This is a genomic window from Streptomyces ruber (genome assembly GCF_014648075.1).
Lineage (GTDB): Bacteria > Actinomycetota > Actinomycetes > Streptomycetales > Streptomycetaceae > Streptomyces > Streptomyces ruber.
Window position 1 is genome coordinate 21,641 of the sequence record NZ_BMQK01000017.1, and the last position, 22,239, is coordinate 43,879.

Sequence of the window (22,239 nt, forward strand, 5' to 3'; positions counted from 1 at the left end):
GTTAGGTTGCCCTCATGACCGACACGACTTCTCCTCGCACCACCGGCGCCGCGGCCGCCGGCCTCGCCACGATCGCCGCCGACGGCACCGTCCTCGACACCTGGTTCCCCGCCCCCGAGCTCACCGGTGAGCCCGGTCCCTCCGGCACCGAGCGGCTGTCCGCCGAGCGGGCCGTCGAGCTGCTCGGCGAGGGCGCGGCCAAGGCGATCGGCCCGGACGCCCGCCGGGGCGTCGAGGTGGTCGCGGTCCGCACGGTCATCGCCTCGCTGGACGAGAAGCCGGTCGACGCGCACGACGTCTACCTGCGCCTCCACCTGCTCTCGCACCGCCTGGTCAAGCCGCACGGGCAGAGCCTCGACGGCATCTTCGGCCACCTCGCCAACGTCGCCTGGACCTCGCTCGGCCCGGTCGCCGTCGACGACCTGGAGAAGGTCCGCCTCAACGCCCGCGCCGAGGGCCTGCACCTGCAGGTGACCTCGGTCGACAAGTTCCCGCGGATGACGGACTACGTGGCCCCCAAGGGCGTGCGCATCGCCGACGCGGACCGGGTCCGCCTCGGCGCCCACCTCGCCGAGGGCACCACGGTCATGCACGAGGGCTTCGTCAACTTCAACGCGGGCACGCTCGGCACCTCGATGGTCGAGGGCCGCATCTCCGCGGGCGTCGTCATCGGCGACGGCTCGGACATCGGCGGCGGCGCCTCCACCATGGGCACCCTGTCCGGCGGCGGCAACGTCGTCATCTCCATCGGCGAGCGCTGCCTGATCGGCGCCGAGGCGGGCGTCGGCATCGGGCTCGGCGACGAATGCGTGGTCGAGGCCGGTCTGTACATCACCGCCGGCACCCGGGTCACGATGCCCGACGGCCAGATCGTCAAGGCCCGCGAGCTCTCCGGCGCCTCGAACATCCTCTTCCGCCGCAACTCGGTCACCGGCGCCGTCGAGGCCCGCCCGAACAACGCGGTGTGGGGCGGGCTGAACGAGGTCCTGCACAGCCACAACTGACCCTCGCGTCCGTCCGCCGGACCCCGTCGTTCACCGCGCGCCCACCAGCTCCCCGGATGCCTCCAGCAGCCCGTCGGCCGTCTCCCGGCCGCGGGGAGGAGCGGTGGGCGTACCGGGCCGGACGGCAGGCCGAGGCGGGCGAGCAGTGCCTTCACCGTGACGGTGCCGGGGAGGCCGGCGGCCATGACCGCCTCGATCAGGGGGACGGCGCGCGGCTGGAGCCGGGCGGCGCCGTCCGTGTCGCCGGAGTCGAAGGCGTCCACGGTCGCCCGGAAATGCCGGGGGCCGCGTTCGCCACCGTGCTGACGTATCCGGCTCCGCCGATCGCGTACAGCGCGAGGACGTACTCGTCGCAGTCCGTCTAGTACGCCAGTTCCGTGGCGGCCAGTACCTTCTGGGTGCCGAGCAGGTCGTACGCGCGGTCCTTCACCGCCACGATCCGCGGGTGCTCCGCGAGCCGGAGCACGGTGTCCGCTCGATGCGGGTGCCCGGGCGGCCGGGGGTGCCGTACAGGACGACGGGCAGTGCGCGGTGCCGGCGGCCCCCACGCCCGTCGTCCCGGACAGCACCAGACCGTCGCAGCCCCCGTCCACCAGCCGGCGGCGAGCCGTTGCGCGCCGTCGAGGTCCAGCGCCCCCGAGGCGGTGAGGGAAGTGATCATCGCGTAGCGGGCGCGGCCGAAAGGAGCGGGACGGCGAGTCGTCATGGGGAGTAGTGTCGACGCAACCACCGTGAAGCACTACTTGAACCTACTGCGCGATACCGGTCGGATTCACTGTACGAACAGCAGTGGTCCCCGGTCACGGGAGGCGTCATGAGGCTCGGCAAGGCACTCGCCACCGGAAGCGCGGAGGAACGGGCCCCGTTCCGGCGGGAGCGGCGGGAGACCCCGCCCCGCGAGCGGCGACCGCCCCGTACGGCCGAGGGAGCGCCGGACGCGGCGGCCGAAGAGGTACCGGTCGCGCGATGAGGCTGCGGCTCCCCGAGGAACGTCCGGCGGAGCCGCCGACCGGATACAAGATCGCCCACCCGGTGCTGTCCCAGGACGGCACCCGGGCCGGCTTCACCGGGGTCTCCCTGGGCGGCGCGCTGCCGTACACCGTGCTCGACGAGGCGCGGTGTCTCTACGGACGGCGGCACCGCGCGCCCGCGCGGCTCTGCGGCTGCGGCTTCCACTGCCTGCACGACCGGTCGGCGGCCGAGGGCCTGCTGTGCACCGCCGAGCACCGCGCGGCCGTCCTGCTGGAGGTCACCGTCCTCGGCGCCTACATCCGCTTCGAGCGCGGCTACCGCCATGCCCGCCAGCGGGTGCGCACCGCGACCCTCACCCCGTGCGCGTGCGGCGCGGCGGCCGTGGCCCTCGCCGACGCGGGCTGGGGGCGCCCGGGCTGGCGCGCGCTGGCCGGTACCTGTGCGGCCTGCGCCGAGGGCCGTCCGGCGGCGTCCCCGGCGGCCTTCGCGCGACTGGCCGGGAACGGGCTGAGGGTGCTGACCGGGGCGAGGACGCAACTGCCGGGCGCCGGCGGGCCGCTCGACGGGCCGGCGCCACCGGACGGGCTCGGGGTGCCCGGGCTCATTGCCGAGACCGCGCTGCTCCAGGCCCGGCTCGACCGGCTCCAGGCCCAGCTCGCACGGCTCGGCGAGGACGGCTCCCGCAGGCCGCCGCGGGCAGCGCCCCCACAGGGGTAGCGCGTGCGCGGCCGGGTACCCGAGTGACCCCACTGAGAGGAGGCGGGACACCGTGACCGGGACTTTGGACAGCAGGCCGGTACGGCCGACGGCGGACGGACAGCGCGCCGCACGGCCGGCGGCGGAGGGGCACCACAGCGTCGGCGAACTGGTCGGGCAGGCCACCGAGCAGCTCTCCCTGCTCGTACGGCAGGAGATCGCCCTGGCCAAGGAGGAGCTGACGGAGAAGGGCAAGCGCGCGGGCCGGGGCGGCGGACTGCTCGGTGGCGCCGGTGCCGTCGCCTATGTCGGACTGATGGCCGCCGCGGGCACCGGGGTCGCCGCACTCTCGCTGGTGCTGGCCGTCTGGGCGGCCGCGCTCATCGTGACGGGCGTGCTGTTCGTCGTCGCGGGTGTGCTCGCGATGATGGGCCGGGCCCAGTTGCGCCGGGCCACGCCGCCCATGCCCGAGCGGACCATCGACAGCGTCAAGGCCGATGTCGAGGAGATCAAGGAAAGGGCGCACCGATGACCAGTACCTCCAGTACTCCCCCCTCGGCGGCCCGGCAGGGGCACGAGGGGGCCAAGGGCCCCGACGAGCTGCGGCAGCAGATCGCGGAGACCCGGGCACGGCTCGGCGACACGGTCGAGGAACTCGCCGCCAAGGCCGACGTCAAGGCGCGCGCCCAGGCGCAGATGGCGGACCTCAAGGGCGCGGCCTCGCACGCCGCCCGTTCGGTGCGGGAACGCGTGCCGGTGGCCGCGGTGGCGGGTGGCGTGGGCGTGGCGGTCGTCGTGGCGGTGGGCGTCTACCTGTGGCGCCGCCACTGAGACCCGGGCCGGGGCGGCCGCGCCCGGTGGACGAGGACCACGGTGCCGTGGGGGCGCCGTGGTCCTTCCGGCGTACGGGGCGGGCGCGGGACCGGACTTGACCTCAAGTTTGGTCGAGGTCGGAGGGTGGTGGGCGCGGGCGCGGGGCACTGACGGCCCGCGCCGAGACCCACCGCACCCACGGAGGCTGCCATGACCCGGCGTACCGCCGAGCTGCCCGACCCGACCGGAGACAGTGACGCCGCGACGGTCCCCTTCTTCAGCACCTGGCGCGTGGGCACTCCCGAGCGGCAGCGCGAGGCGGTGGAGGCGATCGCCGCCACCTGGCTGACCGCGCCCTGGCCCGCCGACGGCCTGCTCGGCTACCACGTCCACACCGGGCACGACGGCACGACGCTGCTGCACCACTCCCGCTGGGCGCGGGAGCAGGACTACGAGGACTTCGTGCGGACGGGCGGGCGTCAGGAGCGCGTCGACGCGATCGACGTCGCCGTGCCGGGCATCGAGCGCGTGGGCCTGCACCGCTACCGCCACTACCGCAGCCACGGGCGCGCCCGCGACGACACGCGCACGGCCGGCCTCGTGGTCACCGTCCGCGTGGACTTCGAGCCGGAGGCGGCCGGGCGGCGGGCCGAGTGGGCCGACCTCGTCCTGGACGCCCTCGCCGGGAACGCGGACGGCGACCGCGGCCTCGTCTCCGCCCACTTCCACCTCAGCCAGGACGGCACCCACGTCCTGAACTACGCCGAGTGGGAGAGCGGGGAGGCGTACGACGAGGCCCTCGCCGACGGAACGCCCACCCCCGAGTGGCGGCGGGTGCGGGCGTTCCCCGGGCTGAAGGGGAGCACGGGCGGCCGGTACACGCACGCGCTCGGCCTCGTGCCCGAGTGACCCCGGACGGGCGGACGGGCGGACCCTACGGGCGGAACCGCAGCACCTGCGGGTCGTGGTCGCTGATCTGGTCGTGGAACTCCGAGTTGATGTGCACGCTGTCGTAACTCCAGCCCCACGACCACCGGACCGACGGGCTGACCAGGATCTGGTCCAGGACCTGGGCGTTGCCCTGATAGGCGTAGGTGTACCGCTCGTTCCTCGGCAGCGACCTGATGGCCGACCAGAGGGCGCCGTCCTTCTCCAGCAGCTGGGTGGTGCGGGAGAACTCGTAGTCGTTGATGTCGCCGAGGACGACCACGTCCGCGTCCCGCTGCGCCTTGAGGATCTCCTTGACGAAGGTGTTGACCACGGTCGCCTGGAGGTGGCGCTGCGTCTCCGAGCTGCGGGCCGGCGGCTGGTACTGGGAGTGCAGCGCCTGGTCGCCGCCCTTGGACGCGAAGTGGTTCGCGACCACGAAGACCGTCTCGCCGCGGAAGACGAACTCGCCGACGAGCGGCTTGCGGCTGTTCCTCCAGGCGGCGTTCGCCGGGTCGATCCGGCCGGGGGAGGCGGTCAGGCGCGCCTTGCCTCGCACCTTCGTGACGCCGACGGCCGTGGTGGCGTCGCCGCCCGCGCGGTCGGTGAAGGAGACCCGCTCGGGGTCGAAGAGGAACACCTGGCGGATGTTGCCGCCGGGCTCGCCGCCGTCCGCCTTGTCCTCGGGGGAGATCGAACGCCACTCGTACGCCGGGCCGCCCGCGGCCTCGATCGCCTCGACGAGCTTCCCGACGGTCCGGTCGGCGTCGACCACGCCGCTGTCCGTCGCCCCGTCGTCGTCCTGGATCTCCTCCAGGGCCACGATGTCGGGCGACCGCAGGTTGTTCACGATCGCGGCGGCGTGGGCCGCGAAGGTGTCGTCGGACGGGTCCAGGTTCTCGACGTTGTACGTCGCCACCGCGAGCTCGCCGCGCGTCTGCTCGCGGGTGGTCTCGCGCTCCAGGCCGCCCGGCTCCAGCTTGCCGAGCCGGTTCGCGACCAGCGTGTAACCGCCGTACTGGGAGTAGTCCAGCGGGCCCGCGGTGGTGCCCTTGAGGACGTCGCCCACGTTCGCGTCCGGGAAGTCGGCCGCCGCGCCCAGCGACTGGATCTGGAGCCGGCCGGTGTTCTGGTCCTCGTAGGAGCCGTAGACGGTGGCGCCCCGCAGGCTGCGGTTCTCCCACGGCTTCACCGTGGCCCACAGCTCGGTGTACGGGTCGGTGGCGGTGACCACGCGCACGTCGGCCGCCTTGACGTTCATGCCCTCCAGGGACTCGTAGAAGTCCAGGGCGTACTCCTTCGGCCGCAGGGCGAGGCCGTTCACCGAGCCGCCGGCCGCCGGGTCGCCCTGCGGCGCGTACGTGCCCGGGACCGACCGCGCGTCGACGGCCTTCGCGGCCGGGACCGGGTTGCCGCCGGAGAGGACCGTCACCGTCGGCCGGCTGATCTGGGTGACGGACTGGTTCCCGGAGGACGTGCCGCCCGGTACGTATTCGGTCACCGTGCCGGAGACGGTGACCGAGTCGCCCACCGCGACGGCGGGCGTGGAACCGGTGAAGACGAAGACGCCCTCGCTGGTGGCCGGGTCGTCGTCCGGCCGGGTGTCCTGGAACCAGAAGCCCCGGGAGGACCCGTAGGTCCGCACGCCCGTGACGACGCCCGGCACGTCGGTGACCTGCTGCCCGGCGAGCGGGGATATGCGGGTGCCGCCCTGGATGTCGTGGATGCGCACGGAGCCGGTCCGGGTGGCGGCGTCGGCCTGCGCGGGCGCGGTGACCACCACGGTGGACACCGCGGAACAGACGGCGGCGACGGTCAGCGCGCCGAGGCGTGCGGTGTGCTTGCTGGGCAACGAGGTATCCCTTCGGGAACGTGCGGGGACGCCGGGGCGAGGGTGGAGCGGAGCGGGGCCCACAGCGGGCGCGACCGGTGGGCCGGTGACGACGTACCGGGAAACCCTCGGACAACTGCGCGGAAATCGTTCCTCGGTTCCCCCGGACTTCTACGCGCGTCAATGTCCAGCCTGCCCCCGTCACTTGTCAAGGTTTCAGCCAGGTACCGCCCCTGAGGAGGCGATGAACCGGGCGGCATGGGTGGAAATCCGTCTAGGCTGAGCCGCTGCCCGATCGCACGCCGCGTCCGTCCTGTTCACGCGCCGTGCCCGCCCCCCGCCCCGAGGAGAAACCAGCCGATGCCAGACAGCTCTCCCCTGCCGCCGGTGCGGCTCCCCTCCGAAGCCGAGCTGGCGCGGGACGCACTCGCCACGCCGCTGCTCTCCCGTGCCGCGCGGCTGGCCCGCTGGGCCGGTCCGGACACCCGCGTCGGCGCCGGGGGCGAACTCGTCGAGGAACAACTGCGCGATGCCGCCGAGCAGTTGGGGCTCACGGGGGAGGACGCGGAGGCCCTCGCGAGCGAGGCCTGGCGGGTGGCCGTCGACACCGGGCTCGTGGAGGTCGTGGACGAGGCGGAGGGCACCGTCGCCGCGGGCGCCGACCTGCGCACCCTCACCTCCGGCGGCCCGCAGGACGTCCTGGGCGTCTGGCTCGCCGCGCTGGAGACCGTCCTGGCGGACGCGACCGTGCCCGACCTGGACGACCTCGTGGACGCCCTGGACGGCGGCGGCACGCTCGACCTGTCGCAGCTCGACTGGGATCCCGAGGCGGAGGCGCGGTTCCTCGACGGGGTGCTCGGCAACCTCTACCTGCTCACCGTCGGCGAGGACGGACCGGGGGACCGTCCGGTGCCGCTCCCGGCCCTCGCCGCGTCCATGATCGTGCCGGACGGCATGGGGGAGCCCACCGACGACGTACTGGAACAGGTGTCGGACGCGATGATGCGGCTCGACGACCAGTTCCGGCTGCTGGAGCCGGCCGGGCTCGTCGCGTACCGGCCCGTGGACGAGGCGCTGATGGCGGACGCCGACGGCACCGCGGAGGGGGCGGCCGAGCCGTTCGACGACACCGACGTCACCCGCTACGGCATGGTGCGGCTCACCCCGCTCGGCCTGTTCGGCGTGCGCGCCCGGCTGCTGGAGGCGGGCGCCGCGGCCCCCGCCGTGGGCGAGCTCGCGGACAAGGGCGCCGACGCGCTCCTCGACGGCACCGCCGGCTTCCCGCAGGCGGCGGCGCAGGCCGAGACGGAACAGTGGCTCGCCCGCCGCGCGCCCCTCGACGCGGCGCGCGAACTGCTGGCGGCGGCGCGCGGGTCGGACGCCGGGGCGCCGCTGCGCCGGCTGCGCTGCCAGCAGGCGCTGACACTGGTCGGCCCGGAGGCCGAGCCCGCGCTGCGCGAGGTCCTCGACGACGCGGAACTGGGCGGCCTCGCCCGCGTGTGGCTGACCGAGCACGGCGCCCCCGACGTCCCCGCGCCGTCCGAGGCGATGGTGTTCTGGCTGACCGTCGACACGGTGGCCGCCCAGCTGGCGGCCGAGGGCAACTCCGCCGAGCTCCAGGCGCTGGTGGAGGGCCTCGCCCGGCAGCACAGCGGCTTCTTCGGCGCGGCCTGGCGGGTGGACCATCCGGCCACCGCGGACGTCCTGGAGGCCATGGGGCGGCTGCACCCCGACAAGAAGGTGGCCAAGGAGGCGCGCAAGGCCGCGTTCAAGGCGCGGTCGCAGCGGGGCGGGTGAGGGCCGTGCGGTGAGGTGCGGTCGGGCGCGGTGAGGGCGGCGCGGTGGGAGCGGCTGGGCGGAAGGAGGGCGAGCGCGAGGGCGGGAACGGGGTCGGCGACGGGTTGGGGCAGCGGAAACCCCGGTGCCGCTCCGTGTTCAGCAGCCGTTCAGGCGGAGGAGTGACGGTATGGCCGCACCACTGGGCCCATCGCCCACCACGGTTCCCACTCCACCGCCACGGGAGACACCATGACGCTCACCCGCAGGGACTTCGCCGGACGATCCGCGCTCACCGGCGCCGGCGTCGCGCTCGCCGGGAGCGTCGCCTCTCTCGCCACCGCTCCGCACGGCCTCGCGTCCACCGACGCCGGGAGCGCGGGGGAGGAGCGGCGGACGGAGGGGTACGGCGGAGCCGGGTACGGGCCCCTCGTCCCCGACCCGGACGGCATCCTCGCGCTGCCCGCCGGATTCTCGTACCGCGTCCTCACGTACAGCGGCCGGACCCGGCTGGAGTCCGGCGAGTTCACGCCCTCGCACCACGACGGCACCGCCGCCTTCCCCGGACCGCGCGGCACCACCCTCCTCGTCAACAACCACGAACTGAAGGGCCCCCGCGACGGCTGGGCCCACCCGGTGCCGCTCGCCGAGGGGCTCGTCTACGACCCGGCCGCGTCCGGCGGCTGCACGGTGGTCGAGATACGCCCGGACGGGCAGGTCGCCGAGTGGGTGGGCCTCGCGGGGACCTCCACCAACTGCGCGGGCGGCGTCACCCCGTGGGGCACCTGGCTGACCTGCGAGGAGAACGCCGACCGGGCCGGTGAGAACGGCATGACGAAGGACCACGGCTACGTCTTCGAGGTCGACCCCGCCGACCGGCGCGCGGGCCGCGACCCGAAGCCCCTGAAGTTCCTCGGCCGTTACGAGCACGAGGCCGTCGTCGTCGACCCGCGGCGCGGCCACGCCTACCTCACCGAGGACGCCGACGGACCCAACGGCCTCTTCTACCGCTGGACCCCGCCGAAGGGCTTCGTCCACGGCCCCGGCCGCCTCCGTGCCCTCGCCGACGACGCGGGCGTCCTCCAGGCACCCGTCTGCTACGACTCCGGCGGCCGGTACGTCGACGACCTCTCCCGCGCGACGAAGGCCGGCACGGTGTACGGGGTCGACTGGGTGGACGTGCCCGACCGCGACGCCCGGACGGTGGAGGTGCGCGAGCAGTTCGGCCCCGGCGAGGTCACCCGCGCCCGCAAGCTGGAGGGCATGTGGTGGGGCGACGGCGGCGCGTACCTCGTCTCCTCGTACGCCCGCGAGGAGAGCCCCGGACCCGCGCACGACGGCCAGGTCTGGTTCTACGACCCGAGGCACCGCACCCTCACCCTGAAGGTCCTCCTCGGCGCGGGCGGCGCCTTCGACGGCCCCGACAGCATCACCGTCTCCCCGTACGGCGGCCTCGTCATAGCCGAGGACGGCGACGGACTCCAGCACCTCCTCGGCACCACGGACAGCGGCCGCACGTACCCGGTCGCCCGCAACGAGCTGAACATCGGCACGGCCGACGAGCCGGAGTACGGCGAGTTCACGGGCGTCACGTTCGCACCGGACGGGAGGACGCTGTACGCGAACATCCAGGAGCCGGGGATCATGCTGGCGATCACGGGGCCGTGGAGGCGGCAGCGGCACTGACCCCGTGACCTGCCTTCCCGCGCGAGCGGGCGGGCCTACAGCGCCTGGGCCGCCGGCTTCACCATGCCCCGGACCGTGCGGGACTTGACGAAGTCGCCCATCGCGGTCATGTCCCACTCGCCGGAGAACTGGCGGATCAGCTTGGCCATCATCACGCCGGTCTGCGGCTGGGCGTTGGTCAGGTCGAAGCGGGCCAGTTCCTCGCCGGTCGCGGCGTCGATCAGCCGGCAGTAGGCCTTGGCGACCTCGGTGAACTTCTGGCCGGAGAAGGAGTTGACCGTGAAGACCAGGCCGGTGACCTCCTGCGGGAGACGGCCCAGGTCGACGACGATCACCTCGTCGTCCCCGCCGCCCTCGCCGGTCAGGTTGTCGCCGGAGTGCTTGATCGCGCCGTTCAGGATCGAGAGCTTGCCGAAGTAGCAGCTGTCGATGTGGTTGCGCTGCGGGCCGTACGCGATGACCGAGGCGTCCAGGTCGATGTCCTTGCCCCGGTACGCGGGCTCCCAGCCGAGGCCCATCTTGACCTGGGCCATCAGCGGGCGGCCGCCCTTGACCAGGGAGACCGTCTGGTTCTTCTGGAGGCTGACGCGGCCCTTGTCGAGGTTGATCTTGCCGGCGCCGGGCGGGGGCGTGGCGGGAGCCGAAGGCGCGGCCGGGGCCGCCGTGACGGCCGGGGCGACGGGAGCGGCGGCCGGGGCGGGGGCGGCGGCCGGGGCGGGCGCGGGCTCCTCCACCGTCACGCCGAAGTCGGTGGCGATGCCCGCCAGACCGTCGGCGTAGCCCTGGCCGACCGCGCGGGCCTTCCACGCGCCGTTGCGCCGGTAGATCTCCACGACGACGAGCGCCGTCTCGGTGCCGAGCTGCGGCGGGGTGAAGGTGGCGAGCACCGAGCCGCTGTCCGCGTCGCGGAGGGTGGCGGTCGGTTCGACGCCCTGGAAGGTCTGGCCCGCCGCGTCCGGGCTCGCGGTGATGACGATCTTCTCGATGCCCTGCGGGACGCCCGCCGTGTCCACCGTGACGGAGTCCGGGGTGGTCCCGCCGCCCGAGCGGTACGTCACGCCCGGGCCCGTGGGCTGGTTGTAGAAGATGAAGTCGTCGTCCGAGCGCACCTTGCCGTCGGCGGTGAGCAGCAGGCCCGATACGTCGAGCCGCACGGGCGCGGCGACGTCCACCGCCACCCGGGCGGTTGCGAGGGGGATGTTCGAGCCGGGGGTCATAGCTGTCATGCCTGGTGAACGACCGGGCCCGCTGTGCCGTTCCCTTACCCTGCCGCCGATCGGGCGTCGTCCGGCCTCCTGACGTGGTGGCGGCCGATCGGGAGCATCAGCGGCTTGCCCGAGACGGGGTCCTCGATGACGCGGCTGTCGAGGCCGAACACCGTGCGGACGGTGTCCTCCGTCAGCACCTCGTCGGGCGTGCCCGCCGCGTGCAGCCGTCCCCCGGCGAGGGCGATGAGGTGGTCGGCGTACCGGGCGGCGAGGTTGAGGTCGTGCAGGACCATGACGACGGTGGTGCCGCGCGAGCGGTTGAGGTCGGTCAGCAGGTCCAGCACCTCGACCTGGTGGCTGGCGTCGAGGTAGGTGGTGGGTTCGTCGAGCAGCAGCAGGTCGGTCTGCTGGGCGAGCGCCATGGCGATCCACACCCGCTGGCGCTGGCCGCCGGAGAGCTCGTCCACGGCGCGGTCGGCGAGCGCCGCGGTGTCCGTGGCGTCCAGGGCCGCCGCCACGGCCTCGTCGTCCTCGTCCTTCCAGCGGGTGAAGACGCTCTGGTGGGGATGGCGGCCGCGGCCGACGAGGTCGGCGACGGTGATGCCCTCCGGGGCGATCGGTGCCTGGGGGAGCAGGCCGAGGGTGCGGGCCAGCTCCTTCGCGGGCAGCCGGTGCACCTCCTTGCCGTCCAGCACGACGCGGCCCGCGCGCGGCGCGAGCAGCCGGGACATCGAGCGCAGCAGCGTCGACTTGCCGCAGGCGTTGGCGCCGACGATGGCCGTGACCCGGCCCGGCGGCACGGCCAGGTCCAGGGAGTCGATGACGGTGCGGTCGCCGTAGCCGAGGGTGAGGTGCTCGGCCGCGAGGGAGTGGGTCGTGGTCACAGCGAGCCTCCGGCCCGGTTGGTGCGGATGATCAGGTAGACGAGGTAGGGGGCGCCGAGGACGCCGGTGACGACGCCGACCGGGAAGCGGGTGCCGAGGGCGTACTGGCCGGTGAAGTCGGCGACGAGGACGAGCAGGGAGCCGACGAGTCCGGCGGGGACGAGCAGGGAGGTGCCCGGGCCGACGATCCGGGCCGCGATGGGGCCGGAGAGGAACGCCACGAACGCGATCGGGCCGCAGGCCGAGGTCGCGAAGGCGATCAGGCCGACGGCGGCGACGATCACCGTGATCCGGGTGCGTTCGACGCGGACGCCGAGCGCCGCGGCGGTGTCCTCGCCGAGCTGCAGCGCGGACAGGTTGCGCGACTGCGTCAGGAGGACGGGGGAGAGCACGGCGAGGGCGACGGCGGCGGGGAGGACCTGCTCCCAGGTGGTGCCGTTCAGGCTGCCGGTCAGCCAGCGCATCGCCTCCTGGAAGTCCCACTCGGCGGCCTGCGACATCACGTACTGGATGACGCTGTCCAGCATGGCGGCGATCCCGATGCCGATCAGGATCAGCCGGGTGCCGACGACACCGTCCTTGAAGGCCAGGCCGTACACCAGCAGGGCCACGCCCAGACCGGCCGCGATGGCGAGGACCGACACGGCCGTCTCGCCGAGGGACAGGGTCACGATCGCGATGGCGGCCGCGGCGCTCGCGCCCGAGCTGATGCCGATGACGTCCGGGCTGGCGAGGGGGTTGCGGAGCATCGTCTGGAAGGTGACACCGGCCAGGCCGAAGCTGAACCCGGCGACCACGGCGAGGACCGCGCGCGGCAGCCGCAGCCGGCCGACGGTGAAGGACGCCCCCGGCACCCGCTCACCGAACACGACCCGGACCACGTCGTCGAACGGGTAGGTGGTCTGCCCGAACATCAGGGACACGACGAAACCGGCGGCGACGAGGACGGCCAGCGTCAGGACGACCAGGCGCCGCCGGGACGCGCGGCGGACCCGGCCGCGCCGGACGGCCGGCACCGTCGGGGAGGCGGCCTCCCCGGCCGGGGGCCGGGTGACGACGGGGGCACTCACAGGGCACGCACCTTCTGCCTGCGGACGATGTAGATGAAGAACGGGGCGCCGATCAGCGCCGTCACGATGCCCACGTCGACCTCCGCGGGCCGCGCCACCACCCGTCCGATCACGTCGGCGGCGGTCAGCAGCGAGCCGCCGAGCAGCGCCGAGAACGGCAGCAGCCAGCGGTGGTCCACCCCGATCAGCAGCCGGCAGGCGTGCGGCACGACGAGGCCGACGAAGCCGATCGGCCCGGCGATCGCGGTCGAGGCGCCGCACAGGATCACGGAGCCGAGCGCGGCCGTGGCCCGTACGACGGCGACGCGCTCCCCGAGTCCGGCGGCGAGCTCGTCGCCCAGCGCGAGGGAGTTGAGCGCCCGTGCCGACAGCAGGCAGATGACGAAGCCCACCGCGAGGAAGGGCAGCACCTGCCCGATGCGGTCGAAGGATGCACCGCCCACGCCGCCGATCTGCCAGAGCTTGAAGCTCCCGGTGACGTCGTTGCGCGGCAGGATCACGGCGGTGACGAGCGAGGCGAACGCCGCCGAGGTGGCGGCACCGGCGAGCGCGAGCTTGAGGGGAGTGGCGCCACCGCGTCCGAGTGAGCCGACCGTGTGCACGAACACGGCCGAGACCGCGGCCCCGAGCATCGCGGTCCAGATGTACCCGGTCGCCGAGGTGAGCCCGAAGAACGCGACGGCGACGACGACGGCGAGCGACGCGCCCATGTTGACGCCGAGGACGCCCGGGTCGGCCAGCGGGTTGCGGGTCACGCCCTGCATGACGGCGCCGGCCAGCCCGAGCGCCCCGCCGACCAGCACCGCGAGCACCGTACGGGGGATGCGCTTGGCGGCTGCCGCCTGTTCCAGGGTGCCGTCCGCGCCGCCGAGCGCCGCCCACACGTCGGACCAGGCGACGCTGCGCGAACCGAAGGCGACCGACGCGATCATGACCGCGGCCAGCACCGCGACGGCGACGAGCAGCCACAGGGTCCGGACACGGGCCGGACGCCGCACCACGGCGGCGTCCGGCACTGCTGAGGTTCCCGCGGTCGTCACTTGACCTTGTCCGCGGCCTCGGCGAGCGCGGCGACGTAGTCCTCCAGCACGTAACTGATCGCCAGAGGTGTCGGGTTCGCCGCGGTCGCCACGGGGCCGGAGCCGGACAGGAAGGCCGTGGAGCCGCGCTCGATGGCGGGGAGCTTCGACAGCAGGGCGTCGTCCTCGAGCGTCTTGACGAGCTCGGCGTCGCCGTACCCGGTGATGATGTCGACGTCGTTGAACACGTCGATCTGCTCGGCGCTCTGCGTCCCGGAGAACTTGTCCGAGCCCTCGGAGATCTTCTTGATGCTGTCCGGGATCCTCAGCCCGAGGTCCTCGAAGAACAGCGTGCGGGTGTCGTGCGCGGTGTAGAAGCCGACCTGGCTGACGTCACCGGGGTCGACGTGCGTCATGAACATCGCCGACTTGCCCTTGAGCTGCGGGTACTTCGCGGCGGTCGCCTCGATGTCGCCCTCGAGGTCGCTGATCAGCTTCTCGCCCTCGTCGGCGAGCCCGATCGCCTTGCTGTTCACCCGGATGATCTCGCGCCACGGCGTCGCCCAGGCGGCGTCCGGGTAGGCCACGACGGGGGCGATCTCGCTCAGGGTGTCGTAGTCCTGCTGGGTCAGGCCCGAGTACGCGGCCAGGATGACGTCCGGCCTCGTGTCGGCCACGGCCTCGAAGTCGATGCCGTCGGTCTCGTCGAAGAGGACGGGCGTGTCCGCCTTCAGCTCCTTCAGCCGCTCCTCGGTCCAGGGCAGCACCCCGTCGCCGTCGTCGTCGCCCCAGGTTGCCTTGGCCATGCCGACCGGGACGACGCCGAGGGCGAGGGGCACCTCGTCGTTGGCCCAGTTCACGGTGGCGACGCGCTCGGGCTTGGCCTCGATGGTGGTCGTGCCGAGGGCGTGCTCGATCGTCATGGGGAAGGCCGCGCCGGAACCGCTCGCCTTCGACTCGTCGGCGGCGGCCGTGTCGTCGGCGGTGTCGGACCCGCCGCCGCAGGCGGCGAGCCCCAGCATGGCCACCGCTGCCACGGCGAGCGACCGAAGACGGTATGAACGCATTTTTCGTACTCCACTGTCCGGGGGCAGGGGTGCCGTCCTCGCACGCCTGGATCCGGGAATGCCGTCGTGGAGCGGTGCACCGCACTGAGGCGAGCTACTTAGGTAAGGCTTGCCTTCGAGGGACTTTAAGCGAGCGTGATCGGTGTCGCAATCGATTCTTTGAGACAGTGGATGTCGAGATCGGGACACCGGTGCCGACACCGGTGCCGACACCGGTGCCGACACCGGTGCCGCCTCAAGAGGCGCGGAACATCCCGGGAGTGAGCCCCGTGGTCCGCCGGAACGCCACGCCGAAGGCGCTCGCCGACCGGTAGCCGACCTGTTCCGCGACGGTCTCGACGTCATCGCCCCGGGAGAGCAGCGCGACCGCGTGCTGCGCGCGGACCGCGGCGATCCAGCGCGCGAAGCTGGTGCCCGTCTCGGCGTTGAAGGCACGGGTGATCGTGCGGGCGCTGACGCCGAGCGCCGACGCCCAGTCCGTCAGCGTCCGCTGGTCCCCGGGGTTCTCGCGCACCGCCTCGGCGATCGGGCGCAGCAGCTCGGACGTGGGCGCGTGCACGAGCAGTTCGCGCGGCGAGGGTTCCAGCACGTCGAGCACCATCGCCTCGGTCGTCGCCCGCGAGGCGGGGGCGAGGCCGGGATCGCCGAGCCGTTCCAGGAGCAGCCGCAGCAGCGGGGTCATCTCGACGGCCACCGGAGTGTCCGGCATCGAGGCCGTGGTGGTGTGGGAGCCGAAGAAGCTGGCGCGCAGCCAGGTGCCGGCGATGGCCGAACCGGAGTGCAGCGTGCCCGCGGGCATCCACAGCCCCAGCGCGGGCGTGACCGTCCACACCCGTGCGCCGACCACGGCGGTGGACGCGCCGCGCTCGTTCCACAGCAGCTCGTGGAACGGGTGGGAGTGGTCGGTCCAGGTGGTGTCCCGGGCGAACACCTCGTCGTACCCGAGGATGGTGAAGGGCGTGTCCACCGCGTCCGGGGCGAGCACGGGGAGCGAGCGGGTCTCGCGGGTCATGGGCGCGCCTCGTGGCCGTGGCCGTGGCCGGGAACGGGAGAAGGGTGGGAGGCGTGCCGCATGCCTCCCACCCTAGGCGTCACGAAGAGGTGCCCGATCCCTACGGGACGACCACGATCTTCCTGCCGACGCCGGACGCGAACTGCTCCAGCGCCTGCGGGTACTGGTCCAGCGGCAGCCGGTCGCTGATGAAGACGTCCGGGTCCAGGACGCCCGTGGCGAAGAGCTCGGCCGCGCGCTCGTAGCTGTGCAGGACGGCCATCGAACCCGTGATGGTGATCTCCTGGTTGTAGATGCGGTACGGGTCGATCTCCACGCGGGTCGCGTAGTCCGCCACGCCGAACTGCAGGAACGTGCCCGCCTTGGCGACGCGGTTCAGGCCGTCCTGGATCGCCTTCGCGTTGCCCGTGGCGTCGATGACCAGGTCCCAGCCCTGCGGGCGGTCCAGCTCGTCGGGGGTCGCCGCCGACGCCGAGACGCCGAGCTGCTTCGCCGTGGCCAGGCGGGCCGGGTTCAGGTCCACCATGTCCACGCTGGCCGCGCCCGTGCGCTTGGCCAGCTCCAGCATCATCAGGCCCATCGTGCCCGAGCCGTAGATCAGCACGTGGGCGCCGAGGCGGGACTGGAGGACGTCGTAGCCGCGGACCGCGCAGGACAGGGGCTCGATCAGGGCGGCGTCCTGGGTGCGGACGTGCTCGGGGAGCTTGACGCAGTTGGCGACGGGGGCGACGGCGTACTGGGCGGCGCCGCCGGCCGTGGTCACCCCGATCGCCGCCCACCGCTCGCACAGGTTGTTGTGGCCCGTGCGGCAGTAGCGGCACTCGTAGCAGTACAGGGAGGGGTCGACGGCCACCCGGTCGCCGACCGCCACCTCGGTGACCTCGGTGCCGACCCCGACCACCTCGCCCGCGAACTCGTGACCCGGGACGATCGGCAGCTTGGGAGCGAACTCGCCCTGCAGGATGTGCAGGTCCGTACCGCACAGACCGCAGGCCGCGACCTCGACGACGACCTGCCGCGGTCCTGGCGTCGGGTCCGGGACCTCGGCGACGACGGCCTTCCCCACGGACTCGATGACGGCGGCCTTCATTTCACGGCTCCCAACGACAGGCCCTGGACCAGCTTGTCCTGGGCGGCGAACCCTGCGGCGAGCACCGGCAGGGAGATGACGAGCGACGCAGCGCACACCTTGGCCAGGAACAGGCCCTGGCTGGTGATGAAGCTGGTCAGGAAGACGGGGGCGGTCTCGGCGACCACACCCGTGAGCACCCGGGCGAACAGCAGTTCGTTCCAGCTGAAGATGAAGCAGATCAGGGCGGTGGCCGCGATGCCCGGTGCCGCGATCGGGGCCACGATGCGGGCCAGGACGGTCGGCAGCTTGGCGCCGTCGAGCTGGGCGGCCTCGATGACCGCGACCGGGACCTCCGCCAGGAAGGACTGCATCATCCAGACGGCGATCGGCAGGTTCATCGAGGTGTAGAGGACGACCAGCAGCCAGATGTTGTCCAGCAGCCCCGTGTTCTTGGCGAAGAGGTAGAGCGGCAGCAGACCCGCCACCGCCGGCAGCATCTTCGTGGAGAGGAAGAAGAACAGGACGTCGGTCCACTTCTTCACCGGCCGGATCGACAGCGCGTACGCCGCCGGGAGGGCGAGGACGAGGACGAGGAGCGTCGACGTCAGGGACGCGACCGTCGAGTTGATCAGGGCCGGCCAGGGGCTGGCGCCGCCGCCCGCGCCGAAGAACTCGCGGTAGCCGTCCAGGGTGAGGGCGGCCGTGAAGGACGGCGGGTTGGTCGCCGCGTCGGCCTCCGAGTGGAACGACGTCAGCGCCATCCAGGCGATCGGCAGGAAGAACAGCAGGCCGACCACCCAGGCGAGGACGCCGAGGCCGGCGCCTTTCAGACGCTTGCTGCGGGCGCCGGGAGGGTCGGAGACAGGGGCGGGAGTACGGACCGCGGTGGCGCTCATCAGCGCGACACCTCCTCGCGGAACAGGGACGAGACCACGCGCAGCGCGAACGTCGCGATGATGAGCGAGCCGATGACGACGAGGACGCCCGCGGCGGAGGCGAGGCCGTTCTCGTGGGCCTGGTAGAAGGTCTGGTAGACGGTGTACGGCAGGTTCGCCGTGCCGAGGCCGCCCGAGGTGAGGGTGAAGACGGCGTCGAAGTTCTGCACGATGTAGATCGAGCCGAGCAGGGCGCCGAGCTCCAGGTAGCGGCGCAGGTGGGGCAGCGTGAGGTGGCGGAAGATCTGCCAGTCGCTCGCGCCGTCCACGCGGGCCGCCTCGATCTGCTGGTGGTCACGGCTCTGCAGGCCCGCCAGCAGGATCAGCATCATGAACGGGGTCCACTGCCAGATCAGCGAGGCCTCCACCGCCATCAGCGGCATCTCGGAGATCCAGTCGGGCTGCGGGCCGCCCACATAGCTGAGCAGGCCGTTGAACAGGCCGTACTCCGGGTTGAAGAGCACGTGCTTCCACAGCAGCGCCGCGGCGACCGGGACCACCAGGAAGGGGGCGATCAGCAGGGTGCGGACGATGCCGCGGCCCTTGAACTTTCGGTCGAGCAGCAGGGCGAGGAGCAGGCCGAGGACCAGGCTGACCAGGACGACCGTGACGGTGAGCAGGATCGTCGTCCAGACCGAGTTGCGCAGGTCGGAGTCGCCGAGGACCTCCGCGTAGTTGGCCAGGCCGGCGAATTCGCGGGCGTCCGGGTAGAGCGAGTTCCAGTCGAACAGGGAGATCACCAGCGTGGCCACGAACGGCAGCTGGGTCACGACGATCAGGAAGACCAGGGCGGGCAGCAGCGGGGCCCGGGTGGCCCAGGCGCGCAGCTTGTTGTTCTGGTCCGGCTGCTTGCCCGGGGCGGCGGCGCGTTCGGTGGCGGCCGGGGGTGTCGTAATGGCGGTCATCAGCGTCCCTCGTAGTCCTCGGAGATCTGCTCGGCCAGTTCCTGGGCCTTCTTCAGGGCCGAGTCGACGGACTGGCGGCCGGCGATGGCCGCGCTGATCTCCTGCGAGACCTCGGTGCCGAGATCGGTGAACTCGGGGATGCCGACGAACTGGATGCCGGGCGCGGGCCGCGGCTGCACGCCGGGGTCGGTGGGCCGGGCCTGCTCGATGGCCTCGCGGGTCATCTCCTGGAAGGAGGCGGCCTCCGCGATGTAGTCGGGGTTCTCGTAGGTCGAGGCCCGCTTGCCCGCCGGGACGTTGGACCAGCCGATCTGGTCGCCGACCAGCTGCTCGTACTCCTTGCTGGACGCCCAGGAGACGAACTCCCACGCCTTGTCGGTGTTGCGGGAGGCGTTCTGGATGCCCCACGCCCAGGTGTAGAGCCAGCCGGAGGACTCGGTCTTCTCGACCGGTGCGGGCGCGTACCCGAGCTTGCCCTTGACGGGTGAGCCGTCCGCCTCGAGCTGGCCGGCCGCGGAGGTGGCGTCGTACCACATGGCGGTCTTGCCCTGGGTCATGTTGTTCAGGCACTCGGCGAAGCCGGACTGGGCGGCGCCGGACTGGCCGTGCGAGCGGACCAGGTCCACGTAGAACTTGGCCGCCTTCTCGAACTCGGGGGAGTCCAGGCGGGCGTTCCAGTCCTCGTCGAACCAGGTGCCGCCCATGGTGTTCACGACCGTGGTGAGGGGCGCCATCGACTCGCCCCAGCCGGGCAGACCGCGCAGGCAGATGCCCTTCATGTCGTTCTCCGCGTCGTCGATGCGCGCGGCGAAGTCGGCGACCTGCTCCCAGGTGGGCTTCTCGGGCATGGTGAGGCCGAGCTTCTCGAAGATGTCCTTGCGGTACATCAGGAAGGACGACTCGCCGTAGAACGGCTGCCCGTACAGCTTGCCGTCGTCGCCGGTGAGCGACTGGCGCATCGGCTCGAGGATGTCCTCCTGGTCGAAGGCGGTGTCCTCGGCGACGTAACCGTCCATCTCGTGCAGCCAGCCGTTGCGGGCGTAGATGGGGATCTCGTAGTTGCTCAGGGTGGCGACGTCGTACTGGCCGGCCTGGTTGGCGAAGTCCTGGCTGATCCGGTCGCGGACGTCGTTCTCCGGCAGGACGGTGAAGTTCACCGTGATGCCGGTCTCCTTGGTGAAGTGGTCGCGGGTGAGCTTCTGCAACTCCACCATCTGGGGGTTGTTCACCATCAGGACGTTGAGTGAGTCGCCGCCGGAACCCGCCCCGCCTGCTCCGGTCCAGCAGCCGGAGAGCAGGGGGGCGAGCAGCGTCCCTGCGGCGGCCACGGCTATCGCGCGTGGCCTCCGCCGGCTCGGGATTGGCATGGATCGCTCCTGGACTTATGGGGATGTAAGGGGTGTTACCGGGCCGGGGTGGTCCCGGGACGCGGGTGGATCTCTTGGTGCGGTGGGGGGTGGAGTCCGGGTGTGGACCGCGGGCGCGGCGGGTCGGGTCAGACCCGGATGACCTGCGGGCCGAGCAGTGAGTAGCGGTGGGCCTCGGAGGCGGGCAGCAGCGTGCTCGTGACGATCGTCTCCAGGTCGCCGATGTCGGCGAAGCGGCAGAAGCTGACCGCTCCGAACTTGGTGTGCGCCCCGACCAGGACGGTGCGCCGGGCGGCACGGATCGCCTGGGCCTTGACCTCGCTGACGGCCGGGTCGGGGGTGGTGAGGCCGTGGTCGCGGGTGATGCCGTTGGCGCCGATGAAGGCCAGGTCGAGGACGAAACCGGCGAGCATTTTTGTCGTCCAGTGGTCGACGGTGGCGAGGGTGCCGGGGCGGACCCGGCCGCCGAGCAGCAGCACGGTGGTGTTGCCGGCCTCGGCGAGGGCGCCCGCGGTGGCGAGGGAGGCGGTGACCACGGTGAGCGGCCGGTCCCGGGGCAGGGCCTCGGCGATGAGCTGTGGGGTGAAGCCCTCGTCGACGAAGACGGTCTCGGCGTCGCCGATCAGTTCGGCCGCGGCGGCCGCGATCCGGCGCTTCTCGGGCACGTGGTCGGTGGCGCGGAAGGCGAGCGTGGTCTCGAAGCCGGCGCTCTCCACGGGGTAGGCCCCGCCATGGGTGCGGCGGACGAGACCGTGGTCCTCCAGGACGCGCAGATCGCGCCGTACGGTCTCCTTGGCGACGCCCAGGTCGGCGGCGAGCGCGCTGACGTCGACGGAGCCGGAGCGGCGGGCGGCCGTGACGATGGCACGCTGACGTTCTTCCGCACTCATGGCCGACACCGCTCTCCCTTGAACTGTGTGTCCGTGTTCCTTGCCCGTTCGGGCCCGGTGAAACCCTCGGGGAGAAGTTCTACCGGCGGTACGCGTCGCTGACCAGGTCTGTTGCACATCCGATGATGCCCGTGTGTGCCCGTTTCGATGATCGGGCGCCCGTGGCGGACCTGGGGGGAGAGTGGGAACGGGCAGCTCGGGTGCCCGAACACGGCAGCGGGCGGGCCCGTTCCGGGCCCGCCCGCTCATGTCACGCGTGTGTCAAGAGTGTCAGTACGGCCAGATCGGGGGGTCGTTGACGAAGTGGCCGCCGAGGTTCGCGTGCGCCGGATCGTCCGGGTCGAGCTCGCCCTGTTCCGCGACGAGTTTCGCGGCGTACGGCTCGGAGTCGTCCCGCGGCTCGTAGCCGAGCGCGCGGGCCGTCGAAAGGTCCCACCACAGACGGGTGTTGGCGGAGGAGCCGTACACCACCGTGTGCCCCACGCCCTCGGCGGTCAGCGCCGCGTGGAAGAGGCGGGCGCCGTCGGCCGGGCTCATCCACACCGACAGCATGCGGACGCTGGTGGGCTCGGGGAAGCAGGAGCCGATGCGCACCGAGACCGTCTCCATGCCGTGCTTGTCCCAGTAGAGCTGGGCCAGGTCCTCGCCGAAGGACTTGGACAGGCCGTAGAAGGTGTCGGGGCGGCGCGGGGTGTCGATCGGGATCAGCGGGTCGTCCCCCTGCGGGCGGGGGGTGAAGCCGACCGCGTGGTTGGAGGAGGCGAACACGACGCGCCGCACGCCCTCCTCGCGGGCCGCCTCGTACAGGTTGTAGGTGCCCTCGATGTTGGCGCGGAGGATCTTCTCGAAGGGGGCTTCCAGCGAGATGCCCGCGAGGTGGATGATCGCGTCGACGCCGCGGACGGCCTCGCGCAGGGCCTCCCGGTCGGCGAGGTCCGCGACGATCGCGTCGGGCTCGCCGTCGATCGGGCGCAGGTCGAGCAGGCGCAGCTCGTAGCCGTACCCGGGGAGCAGCCCCCGCATCAGGGTGCCGAGTCCGCCGGCGGCGCCGGTGAGCAGAACGGTGCGGGGAGCGGGCATCCTCGGGTCTCCTTGGGGCGGCCGG

General features: G+C 72.7%; 21 protein-coding genes and 1 pseudogene. 8 read left to right on the forward strand and 14 right to left on the reverse strand.

Translation table 11 applies throughout. The annotated features are described in order from the left end of the window. Positions 1-14: 14 nt before the first annotated feature. The gene (gene dapD / locus IEZ04_RS27820) at positions 15-1,004 is read left to right on the forward strand and encodes a 2,3,4,5-tetrahydropyridine-2,6-dicarboxylate N-succinyltransferase (RefSeq protein WP_189219734.1); all 990 of its coding nucleotides are present in this window, start codon (positions 15-17) and stop codon (positions 1,002-1,004) included. 30 nt (positions 1,005-1,034) lie between these two features. On the opposite strand, the pseudogene IEZ04_RS27825 reads toward dapD, so the two are convergent. Further along, a pseudogene (locus IEZ04_RS27825) lies at positions 1,035-1,710 on the reverse strand (dihydrodipicolinate synthase family protein). A 108-nt stretch (positions 1,711-1,818) separates the two neighbouring features. Between IEZ04_RS27825 and IEZ04_RS27830 the strand changes: the two are divergent. From IEZ04_RS27830 to IEZ04_RS27850, 5 genes are all read left to right on the forward strand, one after another. Then, positions 1,819-1,974: a hypothetical protein gene (locus tag IEZ04_RS27830; protein WP_189219735.1), complete on the forward strand. Its 156-nt coding sequence runs from the start codon at positions 1,819-1,821 to the stop codon at positions 1,972-1,974. Next, on the forward strand, positions 1,971-2,693 hold the full coding sequence (locus IEZ04_RS27835) for a hypothetical protein (RefSeq protein ID WP_189219736.1): 723 nt from the start codon (positions 1,971-1,973) through the stop codon (positions 2,691-2,693). Before IEZ04_RS27830 ends, IEZ04_RS27835 begins: the two co-directional genes overlap by 4 nt. A gap of 52 nt (positions 2,694-2,745) precedes the next feature. Further along, positions 2,746-3,204 carry a phage holin family protein gene (locus tag IEZ04_RS27840; protein ID WP_189219737.1) on the forward strand — a complete coding sequence of 153 codons (459 nt, stop codon included), beginning with the start codon at positions 2,746-2,748 and terminating at the stop codon, positions 3,202-3,204. Beyond that, positions 3,201-3,503: a DUF3618 domain-containing protein gene (locus IEZ04_RS27845; protein WP_189219738.1), complete on the forward strand. Its 303-nt coding sequence runs from the start codon at positions 3,201-3,203 to the stop codon at positions 3,501-3,503. Before IEZ04_RS27840 ends, IEZ04_RS27845 begins: the two co-directional genes overlap by 4 nt. Before the next feature lie 192 nt (positions 3,504-3,695). Next, positions 3,696-4,394, forward strand: coding sequence for an antibiotic biosynthesis monooxygenase (locus IEZ04_RS27850; protein WP_189219739.1), 699 nt, complete (start codon positions 3,696-3,698; stop codon positions 4,392-4,394). Between the two features lie 25 nt (positions 4,395-4,419). On the opposite strand, the gene IEZ04_RS27855 is transcribed toward IEZ04_RS27850, so the two are convergent. After that, complete coding sequence (locus IEZ04_RS27855) at positions 4,420-6,264, reverse strand: DUF8508 domain-containing protein (RefSeq protein WP_189219740.1); 1,845 nt, start codon at positions 6,262-6,264, stop codon at positions 4,420-4,422. A gap of 339 nt (positions 6,265-6,603) precedes the next feature. On the opposite strand from IEZ04_RS27855, the gene IEZ04_RS27860 reads away from it, so the two are divergent. After that, entirely contained in the window at positions 6,604-8,040 is a 1,437-nt protein-coding gene (locus IEZ04_RS27860; RefSeq protein ID WP_189219741.1) for a hypothetical protein, read from the forward strand. A gap of 231 nt (positions 8,041-8,271) precedes the next feature. Next, complete coding sequence (locus IEZ04_RS27865) at positions 8,272-9,705, forward strand: alkaline phosphatase PhoX (protein ID WP_189219742.1); 1,434 nt, start codon at positions 8,272-8,274, stop codon at positions 9,703-9,705. Between the two features lie 35 nt (positions 9,706-9,740). Here the strand turns inward: IEZ04_RS27865 and IEZ04_RS27870 are convergent, their stop codons facing one another. The 12 genes from IEZ04_RS27870 to IEZ04_RS27925 all read right to left on the reverse strand — a co-directional run bounded on the left by IEZ04_RS27870 (position 9,741) and on the right by IEZ04_RS27925 (position 22,214). Then, entirely contained in the window at positions 9,741-10,922 is a 1,182-nt protein-coding gene (locus tag IEZ04_RS27870; RefSeq protein ID WP_189219855.1) for a TerD family protein, read from the reverse strand. A gap of 44 nt (positions 10,923-10,966) precedes the next feature. Continuing rightward, positions 10,967-11,797 carry an ABC transporter ATP-binding protein gene (locus IEZ04_RS27875; RefSeq protein WP_189219743.1) on the reverse strand — a complete coding sequence of 277 codons (831 nt, stop codon included), beginning with the start codon at positions 11,795-11,797 and terminating at the stop codon, positions 10,967-10,969. Beyond that, positions 11,794-12,867: a FecCD family ABC transporter permease gene (locus IEZ04_RS27880; RefSeq protein ID WP_189219744.1), complete on the reverse strand. Its 1,074-nt coding sequence runs from the start codon at positions 12,865-12,867 to the stop codon at positions 11,794-11,796. Before IEZ04_RS27880 ends, IEZ04_RS27875 begins: the two co-directional genes overlap by 4 nt. Further along, on the reverse strand, positions 12,864-13,907 hold the full coding sequence (locus tag IEZ04_RS27885) for a FecCD family ABC transporter permease (RefSeq protein WP_189219745.1): 1,044 nt from the start codon (positions 13,905-13,907) through the stop codon (positions 12,864-12,866). Before IEZ04_RS27885 ends, IEZ04_RS27880 begins: the two co-directional genes overlap by 4 nt. After that, positions 13,904-14,953 carry an iron-siderophore ABC transporter substrate-binding protein gene (locus IEZ04_RS27890; RefSeq protein WP_189219746.1) on the reverse strand — a complete coding sequence of 350 codons (1,050 nt, stop codon included), beginning with the start codon at positions 14,951-14,953 and terminating at the stop codon, positions 13,904-13,906. Before IEZ04_RS27890 ends, IEZ04_RS27885 begins: the two co-directional genes overlap by 4 nt. A 235-nt stretch (positions 14,954-15,188) precedes the next feature. Then, positions 15,189-15,965: a helix-turn-helix transcriptional regulator gene (locus tag IEZ04_RS27895; RefSeq protein ID WP_189219747.1), complete on the reverse strand. Its 777-nt coding sequence runs from the start codon at positions 15,963-15,965 to the stop codon at positions 15,189-15,191. Between the two features lie 100 nt (positions 15,966-16,065). Then, positions 16,066-17,055, reverse strand: a complete 990-nt coding sequence (locus tag IEZ04_RS27900) for a zinc-dependent alcohol dehydrogenase family protein (RefSeq protein ID WP_189219748.1) — start codon at positions 17,053-17,055, stop codon at positions 16,066-16,068. Further along, positions 17,052-17,933: a carbohydrate ABC transporter permease gene (locus tag IEZ04_RS27905; protein ID WP_189219749.1), complete on the reverse strand. Its 882-nt coding sequence runs from the start codon at positions 17,931-17,933 to the stop codon at positions 17,052-17,054. Before IEZ04_RS27905 ends, IEZ04_RS27900 begins: the two co-directional genes overlap by 4 nt. Then, positions 17,933-18,877 carry a carbohydrate ABC transporter permease gene (locus IEZ04_RS27910; protein WP_189219750.1) on the reverse strand — a complete coding sequence of 315 codons (945 nt, stop codon included), beginning with the start codon at positions 18,875-18,877 and terminating at the stop codon, positions 17,933-17,935. The genes IEZ04_RS27905 and IEZ04_RS27910 overlap by 1 nt, the downstream gene beginning before the upstream one ends. Beyond that, positions 18,877-20,244, reverse strand: a complete 1,368-nt coding sequence (locus tag IEZ04_RS27915) for an ABC transporter substrate-binding protein (protein ID WP_189219751.1) — start codon at positions 20,242-20,244, stop codon at positions 18,877-18,879. Before IEZ04_RS27915 ends, IEZ04_RS27910 begins: the two co-directional genes overlap by 1 nt. A gap of 128 nt (positions 20,245-20,372) precedes the next feature. Beyond that, the gene (locus IEZ04_RS27920; protein ID WP_189219752.1) at positions 20,373-21,143 is read right to left on the reverse strand and encodes a DeoR/GlpR family DNA-binding transcription regulator; all 771 of its coding nucleotides are present in this window, start codon (positions 21,141-21,143) and stop codon (positions 20,373-20,375) included. Positions 21,144-21,404: 261 nt separating this feature from the next. Then, positions 21,405-22,214 (reverse strand): NAD-dependent epimerase/dehydratase family protein, encoded by an 810-nt coding sequence (locus IEZ04_RS27925; protein WP_189219753.1) that lies wholly within the window; start codon positions 22,212-22,214, stop codon positions 21,405-21,407. Positions 22,215-22,239: the final 25 nt, after the last annotated feature.

Excerpts from the sequence above, each read along its gene's own strand:
- IEZ04_RS27850 (WP_189219739.1), top strand. The coding sequence starts at position 3,696 with ATGACCCGGCGTACCGCCGAGCTGCCCGACCCGACCGGAGACAGTGAC.
- IEZ04_RS27865 (WP_189219742.1), top strand. The coding sequence starts at position 8,272 with ATGACGCTCACCCGCAGGGACTTCGCCGGACGATCCGCGCTCACCGGC.
- IEZ04_RS27870 (WP_189219855.1), bottom strand. The coding sequence starts at position 10,922 with ATGACCCCCGGCTCGAACATCCCCCTCGCAACCGCCCGGGTGGCGGTG.
- IEZ04_RS27915 (WP_189219751.1), bottom strand. The coding sequence starts at position 20,244 with ATGCCAATCCCGAGCCGGCGGAGGCCACGCGCGATAGCCGTGGCCGCC.
- IEZ04_RS27905 (WP_189219749.1), bottom strand. The coding sequence starts at position 17,933 with ATGAGCGCCACCGCGGTCCGTACTCCCGCCCCTGTCTCCGACCCTCCC.
- IEZ04_RS27860 (WP_189219741.1), top strand. The coding sequence starts at position 6,604 with ATGCCAGACAGCTCTCCCCTGCCGCCGGTGCGGCTCCCCTCCGAAGCC.
- IEZ04_RS27890 (WP_189219746.1), bottom strand. The coding sequence starts at position 14,953 with ATGCGTTCATACCGTCTTCGGTCGCTCGCCGTGGCAGCGGTGGCCATG.
- IEZ04_RS27895 (WP_189219747.1), bottom strand. The coding sequence starts at position 15,965 with ATGACCCGCGAGACCCGCTCGCTCCCCGTGCTCGCCCCGGACGCGGTG.
- IEZ04_RS27835 (WP_189219736.1), top strand. The coding sequence starts at position 1,971 with ATGAGGCTGCGGCTCCCCGAGGAACGTCCGGCGGAGCCGCCGACCGGA.
- IEZ04_RS27925 (WP_189219753.1), bottom strand. The coding sequence starts at position 22,214 with ATGCCCGCTCCCCGCACCGTTCTGCTCACCGGCGCCGCCGGCGGACTC.
- IEZ04_RS27910 (WP_189219750.1), bottom strand. The coding sequence starts at position 18,877 with ATGACCGCCATTACGACACCCCCGGCCGCCACCGAACGCGCCGCCGCC.
- dapD (WP_189219734.1), top strand. The coding sequence starts at position 15 with ATGACCGACACGACTTCTCCTCGCACCACCGGCGCCGCGGCCGCCGGC.
- IEZ04_RS27900 (WP_189219748.1), bottom strand. The coding sequence starts at position 17,055 with ATGAAGGCCGCCGTCATCGAGTCCGTGGGGAAGGCCGTCGTCGCCGAG.
- IEZ04_RS27845 (WP_189219738.1), top strand. The coding sequence starts at position 3,201 with ATGACCAGTACCTCCAGTACTCCCCCCTCGGCGGCCCGGCAGGGGCAC.
- IEZ04_RS27830 (WP_189219735.1), top strand. The coding sequence starts at position 1,819 with ATGAGGCTCGGCAAGGCACTCGCCACCGGAAGCGCGGAGGAACGGGCC.